Source organism: Flavobacterium sp. (assembly GCF_036515215.1).
Classification (GTDB): Bacteria; Bacteroidota; Bacteroidia; order Flavobacteriales; family Flavobacteriaceae; genus Flavobacterium.
On sequence record NZ_DATBVQ010000095.1, the window covers coordinates 1 to 8,622 of the forward strand.

An 8,622-nucleotide genomic window follows, 5' to 3' on the forward strand; every position below is an offset into this window, starting at 1 on the left:
CCTTTGCACCCATTAAAAATCACAGATGGAATCTATTAGAAACATTGCAATTATTGCCCACGTCGATCACGGTAAAACAACTTTGGTTGATAAAATTATGTATCACTGTCAGTTATTTCGTGACAACGAAAACACAGGTGATCTGATCCTTGATAACAACGACTTAGAGCGTGAAAGAGGTATTACCATTACTTCTAAAAATGTTTCTGTAGTATACAAAGGAACAAAAATCAATATTATCGATACTCCTGGTCACGCCGATTTCGGTGGTGAGGTAGAGCGTGTATTGAACATGGCTGACGGAGTTTGTCTACTGGTGGATGCTTTTGAAGGGCCAATGCCACAGACGCGTTTTGTATTACAAAAAGCACTTGACCTTGGTTTGAAACCATGCGTTGTTATAAACAAAGTTGATAAGGAAAACTGTACTCCTGAAGAAGTTCACGAAAAAGTTTTTGACTTAATGTTTGAATTAGGTGCTACTGAAGAACAATTGGATTTCCCAACTGTTTACGGTTCAGCTAAAAATAACTGGATGTCTGACCATTGGGAAAACGTAACTGATAATGTTGAAGCATTATTGGATATGGTTATTGCAAATGTTCCAGCTCCTAAAGTATCTGAAGGAACTCCTCAAATGTTGATTACTTCATTAGACTTTTCGGCCTTTACAGGTCGTATCGCTATTGGTCGTCTTGAAAGAGGTGTTTTGAGAGAAGGAATGCCAATTTCTTTATGTAAAAGAGATGGTGTAATAATAAAATCACGTATTAAAGAATTACATACTTTTGAAGGATTAGGTCGTAAAAAAGTTCAAGAAGTAATTGCCGGAGATATTTGCGCGATTGTTGGTGTTGAAGGTTTTGAAATTGGAGATACTATCGCCGATTTTGAAAATCCTGAAGCGTTACAAACAATTACTATTGACGAGCCTACTATGAGTATGTTGTTTACAATTAATGACTCTCCTTTCTTTGGTAAAGAGGGTAAATTTGTAACTTCTCGTCATATTAGAGACCGTTTGACAAAAGAATTAGAGAAAAACTTAGCAATGAAATTGGGTGAAACTGATTCAGCTGATAAGTTCATGGTTTTTGGTCGTGGTGTACTTCACTTATCTGTTCTTATTGAAACAATGAGAAGAGAAGGGTATGAGTTACAAATAGGTCAACCACAGGTTATCATCAAAGAAATTGACGGTAAAAAATGTGAGCCAATAGAGGAATTAACTATTGATTTACCTGAAAATCTTTCTGGTAGGGCTGTAGAGTTTGTTTCTATTCGTAAAGGAGAAATGTTGAGCATGGAAGGTAAAGGAGAACGTATGATTGTAAAATTCAATATTCCATCTCGTGGAATCATCGGATTGCGTAATCAATTGTTGACCGCTACTGCTGGTGAGGCTATTATGTCACACCGTTACATTGGATACGAACCATTTAAAGGAGCGATTCCTGGAAGAAACAACGGTTCTTTGATCTCTATGGAAAATGGTAAAGCAATTCCTTATTCTATAGATAAATTACAAGATCGTGGTAAATTCTTCGTTAATCCTAATGATGAAATTTACGAAGGTCAAGTAATTGGAGAAAACTCCCGTAGCGATGATATGTCTGTAAACGTAACTAAGGCTAAGAAACAGTCTAATGTTCGTTCATCTGGAAATGATGAAAAAGCAAGAATTATCCCTCCGATTATTTTCTCATTAGAGGAAGCTTTAGAGTACATCCAAAAAGATGAATATGTTGAGGTAACTCCAAAATCTATTCGTTTGAGAAAAATTTATTTGACAGAGAATGATAGAAAAAGATTCAAAATCTAATTTTATTTATATAGTAAAAAAGCCATTCGAAAGAATGGCTTTTTTTATGTTTTATTTTTTTGTCTTTCATTATGTTTCATTTAATTTATATTTTTAAACTAAAATGACCTTTTGCTTTTCTGCCATCTTCAAGTTCAACGGTAAACCAGTAATCATCGGCAGCTAATAGCTGACCGTTAAAAGTTCCGTCCCAACCTACTCCAGAGGGACTCAACTGTTTAAGTAATTTTCCATATCTATCAAAAATAAATATTTTTGTGTTTTTATAGACACTCCCGCCTAGTCCTTTTAAATTCCAATAATCATTTGTTCCATCCCCATTAGGCGTAAAGAATGGTGGTGCTTGTAGTACTGCAAAACTTCTTTCTACTAGTCCACATCCATTTTTATTTTCTATTATTAATTCGTGAAAACCACCAGGCACATTTACAAAAATAGTTGAATTTTGGAAAGCTGTTGCAGTGCCGTTTTCAAACTGAATCATGTAGTTATAATTATCGGGATCGGATACCTCAATAATGACATTGTTTTCGGGTACTATATCGTGCACAATTATATTTTGTATTTTTGCGAGATAAGATACAGTTACGTTGCAAGTTTTCGTTTCACTACAACCTGATTTGTTTGTCACGACAACGGTGTAATCTCCTTCTTTTGTTGCTTCTATGGATGGCGTGGTCTCTCCTGTTGACCAGGCATAAGTGTAGTCAGTATTCAGCGCTGGAAATTCAATGCCAGATTCCAGAATAATAGAAAAGGCTTCTTCACATAGTATTTGTTTTTCAAAAGTGTTGATTTTAGGACTGGGTTCAACAATTAAATCAAACTGGCCCGTGCCGTAGCAACCTTCATCGTTTTCCGCTCTGAGAAATAGCTTTTTTGAAACTGAAGTGTATTGGTTTTCAACTGTATTTTGGCCTAATGATGCATCTCCTTTGTTAGAATAAAAGAACAAACGTACGTCTGAGGGCAAATTTAGTTCGGTTTTTATTGTATTCTTTTGTTGCTCTAGATCAAACAATCCCGATCCTTCCCCTAAATCACAAGCATGCATGGCATCTGGCAGTATTGAGAGGTTTTCATTGGCATGCAGAATTATTGAGCCCATACTATAACACGTAGAGTTAGGTTGGGTTACTTTTGCATATATGATTTCATCAGGAACCTGATTTCTATAAATGGGTGCAATTGATTCCGTATTATTCAAGTCATTTTCGGCCTCTGTCAAACTATGATAATAAAACACTTCATAGTCTTTGTTTCCCATGCAAATTGCATCGTTTGCCAACTCCAAATTAAATAAAGAAAGCCCGTCCGTAGGGTTTGCGTCCTGTGTGTCACATTGTATTAGCTTATGGGATACTTTAGAAATGGTTGGTGTTTCATAAATGGTAACTACTTTTTCTATAGGGTCTCTGGTTTCTCCATTTACTATTTTTGTCAATGTAACTGTATAGTCACCGGAATTCTTATAAACATGGTAAGTGTCTAAGTCAGTAGAAGTGCTTCCGTCACCAAAATCCCAAATCACGGAGTCGATTTTTTCAATTGTATTGACATAAAAATGCGTGGAATCTCCTAAACAATTAAATTCATATTGAAATGTGTATAGAAATAGTGACGTTATAAATGGAGGTAATCCCTGTTGCACGCTACCTGTTTTTAGATCAATTGCATTATGTTTATAATTACAGCTTGCTCCATCTAATTCGGGATTGTTTATCACTGATAATCTATGGCGCGTGTAGTCAGTTGCGAGAAATCCTGCTCGGTATATCTTTTCATCAATGGCCAATTGTAAAGCCCCCGCTACAAAATCAGGAGAAGTTTCTATTAGGGTCTTGGTGGATGGAATGTTTGGGTTTTTTAAATCAAATTGGATTAAGGCACTTTCTAGAATTACTTGTCCCGTTGAATCAAAATGATTTTCTGTTACATATAATTTTTTTGTTTTTGATGAAAATTCCACACCATAAGGATTTGAATTGCTTAACAGCGTAATTCCACTGCTGACAATTCCCGTGAGGGCATCGAAATCGTAAAGTATCACACTACCAGTATTTCGTATAGTTTGACCTTTCGGTCCCTTTTCATTTGTTCGTCTTGATGCATTATTGGCTATAGTTATTTTTTTACCGTTTGGAGACGCTTTTAAGTAACCAATTGCATTTGGCAGATATCCGCCAATAGGAATATTAAGAGGAGTTATTGTCTTAACAGGGTTGTTAACGACCCCTTGAGTAGTTATTTTAAAGGAATAGAAAGTATCTATAAAATGGGTGATAACCCAAAAAGAAATTCCATCTCCATGCTGGACCGCAGTGATTTTTTCAGAACATTTGTATTTTGCTTCTAGATTATTATTAGGATCGTAAGTGACAAGATGTACGTTTTTTGAAACGATATCTCCAAGACCATTGTTTAGTCTCATGTCAACCTCCGAATAATTCAAGCCATTATTTGGGGCATCCCTATCATTTGATGTAGTGTCGTCAGTATTTAAGTCAAATGGTTCATCGACCGTAAAAATATAGTAAACAGATGGGTTTCGGGGTTTGGGGACTATGATAGCTGATTGTGTACTGGATCTATTTCCCAATAAGCCCCAACCATTGGCCATTATTTCATGGTTTTTGTTGTAAACAAAAGAACCATCGGTATAAAAAAGTAATTTCCCGTCTTTGTCCGATATGGTGGCGCAGCCTTCGTTTGTGGCAAGCTTACCTTCGGTCAATGCAACGGGACTCCCAGAATTGAAATCTAGACCGGCTCTATCGCCAAAGTACCAATTTGCAGCTTCTTTTTGAGCGAATAAAGGAGTTGTAATTAAATAGAGAGCTAAAGCAAAAAAAGCGAATGTTTTCATAATTGTCGAATAGATCAAATATAGGTAATTTCAGAATTATAACAGAATTATAACAAAACAATTAAATTTTGGTGTTAAAATGTTTTATAATATCATCTTTTTATACTAAAATGACCCTTTATCTCCCTTCCATCCTCTAATGTAATAGTAAACCAATAGTCATCGGCAGCTAATGGCATTCCGTTGAATGTTCCGTCCCAGCCAAGATCGGAGGGGTTTAGTTGCTTCAGTAGTTTGCCAAAACGATTATAAATGTAAATTATTGATTTTGAATTGAGATTGGCATTTGCCCCTTTCAAATTCCAATAGTCGTTGTAACCATCCCCATTTGGAGTAAAAAATTTGGGAACGCCTATAACGGCTATCGTTTTCTGGGTTGTACCACATCCGTTTGTGTCTCGTATAAATACCTCGTGAATTCCAGCCGAAACATTATCAAAGAAATTCGAGGACTGAAATGGGCCTGTCGCCTCGTCCAAACTGAAATCATAGTTGCCCGATCCTGAAATAATAATGGTTATTGAATTTGTTTCTGATAGATCAATTATATCAATAGCGTCAATCTGTGCAGTATCGGATGCTGCAACTGCTATGTTTCGTGTCCTGCTACAACCGAAAAGGGAGGTCACTGTAACAGAATAATTCCCCATCTTATTTACATCTAGTGTATAGCCAGAATTACCGGTTAGGACTTCATTGTCTTTGGACCAAACATATGTGTAATTATGAATTGGTGAACCATCAATGATTCCAGCATTTAATTTAACAAAAAAAGTGGGGTTATTTGAACACACCAATGCATCATCACTATGATCCTCATTTGTGTCTATGTTTGGTTTTGGGTTTACTTTTAGTGTTATATGTGGACCCAGTCCGTAACATGCGTTATCTAAAGTGCTTTCTACACGAACCCAAATTTGTTGCGTATTTGGGTAACCAATATTCCTGTAATTTGAAGTGTTTGTTATTTCATTAGTTTCAGCCAATGCATCCATTTCATTTTTATAATAACTTATGGAGTAAGCAGTTGATGACCCAAGATATAGCGTTTTGATTTCAGAAGTTACACTACTAAAATCAAATGCCGAAATGCCATCCGTGTCGCCGTTTAAGGCATCGAGATAATCGTCACATATTGAAAATGTGCGTTTGTAAGTAACTGGAATTTGTGTTGAAGACACCACTAAATTCAATTGTTCAACTTTAAAACATCCGTTTGAGTTTTCTACTCTAGTCCACACCGCTCCATTCGTACTGTTATAGACCTTCGGGTTAGTAATTAGAGTTGCCGCATTTTTTGTGTTTGCTCCAAGTTGACTTGTATAATAAGTAAATGTTTCAGCGGCATAATTGGCTGAAACAAAACTGTTTTTCTCCGTTAACTTAAAATCAGAAAAACCATCCCTATCGTCATCGCATTGAACTAATAAAACTGATGCGGCGGTATTAGGGAGTGGTAATACAATAAGTTTTGCGGAATTCGATATTAAGCCGCAGGAATTTCCAAGTTTACTTAAAACGACTTGGTATTGATATCCATTCATAGCACTAGTCACTCGTATTACTGATAATGTGTTTGATTGCGCGCCTGAATATAGAGCGTCATTGCTGACATTAGCCCAAGTCGAACCATTTACTGAAACTTGCCATTGATAGCTGTTTCCGCCATTATCCGCAACCTCTATTTTTGCATTTTCGAGTTCGCAGGTAGGTGTAAAATTGGGCTGAATCATTATTACAATGGGTGCTGCGGTGATATAATTTATATTCGGGCTACTATAGACGTTTCCGCTAGTTACAACTCCATTTACATTCACCGCAATCGGATTGTTGCCCAGTAATCCATCGTTATTTGGATCCAGGAATCCAGCCTCGATAACATCATTACAAAGGTCATTGTCACTGTCAATTTCTCTATAGTTTAGACTCCCATCAGCATCTGTGTCGCGCACAATATAATTCAGGATGCCAGGGTTGTTTGAGGTTTGCACCGAGAATGAAAGACCGTTTGTGCCAAATGCGCTATTCCCTCCATCTATTACTCCGTCTTGGTTAGCATCAATTGCACCGCTCCCTGATTCGACTAAATCATATATTCCATCATTGTCACTATCCAGATCTAAATAATCTGGTACGCCGTCAATCGCAACGTCCAAATCGGTATCCACCGGAACAAAACCATTGCCATATGCATCACTCAAGCCATCTTTGTTTGCATCTATAGCTGTATAAGCGATAACAGTAGCCTCTTGAGCTTCTATCGAATCAGGAATACCATCGTTATCACTGTCAATGTCTAGTTGGTCAGAAATGCCATCTTTATCGGTATCCTTAGGCAGGCATGTCGCAATTATTGAAAAAAAGGCTTTACTGGCCACTAAGTCAGACAAGTTTTTTTGCGTCAAAGAAAGAGCGGTGGTGAGGTAGGAGCGAAAACTAAATGTTCCCGCACCAGCTGCCAAAGGAATTGTACTGTTTAATCTAAATCGTATTTCAAAAGAAGAGTATTGCGTAATGCCGCTTTCGTAGATTCCGTCGTAATTGGTGTCAATCAATAGTTGATTGTCTGGATTTAGTACGGTTATAGTATTGTTGAAAGGACATGCTACAATAAACTCAGCATCTGAATTTGTTAAATTAGGGGAACTAACACCCGATATGTATTCCAAAGCAACAGAGATTGGCTTTGCGAAATTCATGCCATATGTCAAGAAGTTGTTTTTGCCTTTTGGTACTTCGGTAATAAAATCACCATTGCTTTTCCCAATAAAAGGAAATGGGGAGCTTATGACAGGATTTAGAGTTGTAATTGTTCCAGTAAATGAATTTGAATAATTTCCGGTTGAAACTGTACCCGCATTCGGGTTTGATAAATTGACCCCTAGATTTCCGTATGATTCCGTACAGTTAGTAATGCCGTCATTATCCAAATCAATATCGATATTGTTGTTTGCTAGGTCATTGTCATTATCTAAGGGACAGTCGCTGACAGGGATTTTGTCGGACTGTAAAGTTGTGCCACAAGAAGCAATGGTTGCTTTTACATAATAATAGCCAGGAATTAAAGGGAAGTAGCTATTGGTAGTTGCCCCAGAGATTGCAACTTCATTAAAATACCATTGAAAAGTATCAAATCCAGAAATTTCGCTTACCGATAATTTCGCGTTTGGGATGCAGCTGGATTGTATGGTGCTGATTTTATCAAAACTGATTTGAGGCTTGAATGTAAAGCCGGAATAAAAGCCACCATAGGTAGCCGCCCCATCAGAGCCGTAGGAAGCAAGGTACAGTTGTCCTGAAGAATATACGGACACATTCCCGGAAAGTCCGGTTATGGTATAGGTTTCATAACTCGGATTTCCTGTGACCGGTTTTGGCCCATCAATAACTGCCGGTAAAGAGGCTAACGAGTATGTTGCTCCGTTGATGGCAAATGTCAAGCTTGCATTTCTTTCCGTTACAATTGTTACACGACCGGTAAAGGTCCGTGAGCCTATCTGGTTTAAATCAGGAATATTGTCAATTAGTTTTGGCGTTTCACAACTTAAGGGAGGGACAAAAAATAATTCCTGATTGGCTTGGTCTATCCTAGAGTTATCCCCGACACTCTGATAAATGAATGTGTTTTTTGAAGTTTTAATATACAGGTTTCCTGCGGCAGTAAAGTTTGATCCATTCAAAGCAATATATTCCCCTGCGTTTAAAACAGCAATGGCGGTTGAACTTCCGTTTAAAAACACTTCGGTACTATTTTCGTTTGCCACAATTAGAGCCCTTTCTACAAAGTCTTGCCCTGTACTTTTTATAAGAATATATTCTGTACCGGTCCTTTCGGCAGATACGATCTGGTCAAAACCTAGGTCGACATTTTGAGAGATATCTCCATTTGTTCCCGTATAAGACCCACAATTTACAGCAATAGGTTTGTCGGAAC

3 protein-coding genes are annotated in these 8,622 nt (G+C 37.4%); 1 reads left to right on the top strand and 2 read right to left on the bottom strand.

Going from position 1 to position 8,622, the window contains the following annotated elements; genetic code table 11:
- Nucleotides 1-25: 25 nt before the first annotated feature.
- The gene (typA, locus tag VIH09_RS06755; protein WP_331579192.1) at nt 26-1,822 is read left to right on the top strand and encodes a translational GTPase TypA; all 1,797 of its coding nucleotides are present in this window, start codon (nt 26-28) and stop codon (nt 1,820-1,822) included.
- Between the two features lie 85 nt (nt 1,823-1,907).
- Here the strand turns inward: typA and VIH09_RS06760 are convergent, their stop codons facing one another.
- Both VIH09_RS06760 and VIH09_RS06765 read right to left on the bottom strand, forming a co-directional pair.
- Nucleotides 1,908-4,688: a T9SS type B sorting domain-containing protein gene (locus VIH09_RS06760; RefSeq protein WP_331579194.1), complete on the bottom strand. Its 2,781-nt coding sequence runs from the start codon at nt 4,686-4,688 to the stop codon at nt 1,908-1,910.
- Nucleotides 4,689-4,780: 92 nt separating this feature from the next.
- The coding region (locus VIH09_RS06765) for a T9SS type B sorting domain-containing protein (protein WP_331579196.1) at nt 4,781-8,622 on the bottom strand (3,842 nt) is incomplete at its 5' end.

What these genes read in the sequence shown, in the direction of transcription:
- typA (WP_331579192.1), top strand. Translation starts at nt 26, where the DNA reads ATGGAATCTATTAGAAACATTGCAATTATTGCCCACGTCGATCACGGT.
- VIH09_RS06760 (WP_331579194.1), bottom strand. Translation starts at nt 4,688, where the DNA reads ATGAAAACATTCGCTTTTTTTGCTTTAGCTCTCTATTTAATTACAACT.